This is a genomic window from Salinisphaera sp. SWV1, assembly GCF_052044155.1.
Classification (GTDB): domain Bacteria; phylum Pseudomonadota; class Gammaproteobacteria; order Nevskiales; family Salinisphaeraceae; genus Salinisphaera.
Genome location: NZ_JBQDYE010000169.1, coordinates 1 through 553, shown reverse-complemented (window position 1 = coordinate 553; position 553 = coordinate 1). Strand labels below are relative to the sequence as shown.

At 38.7% G+C, this 553-nt stretch carries 1 protein-coding gene; it reads left to right on the top strand.

The features are described from left to right. Nucleotides 1-58 precede the first annotated feature (58 nt). Nucleotides 59-553: ISAs1 family transposase (locus ACS8YF_RS20065; RefSeq protein WP_440851818.1), on the top strand; the 495-nt coding region annotated here is incomplete at its 3' end.

The following is a 553-nucleotide window of genomic DNA, read 5'->3' as shown; positions in this document are numbered from 1 at the left end:
CTACAGGTGATCAAAATTTAACCTTTGGAATAACTAAAAAGATAAAAAAGGACGCCAGGTGAGTATTCAAAGTTTGCTTGATTATATTTCAGTGACCCCTGATATACGACAACAAGGAAAGGTTAAACATAAATTATCTGCTATTTTGTTTCTCACCGTATGTGCAGTAATTGCAGGTGCCGATGAGTGGCAGGAAATTGAAGATTTTGGACATGAAAGACTTGAATGGCTAAAGAAATATGGTGATTTTGATAATGGCATTCCGGTCGATGACACCATTGCACGCGTTGTGAGTAACATTGACAGTTTGGCCTTTGAAAAGATGTTTATTGAATGGATGCAGGAGTGCCATGAAATCACTGATGGTGAAATTATAGCAATAGATGGAAAGACCATAAGAGGCCCCTTTGATAAGGGAAAAAGAAAAGGAGCAATCCATATGGTGAGTGCATTCTCGAACGAAAATGGTGTTGTACTGGGGCAGGTGAAAACGGAAGCCAAAAGTAATGAGATTACAGCCATTCCAGAGTTGCTTAACCTACTGTATTTAATG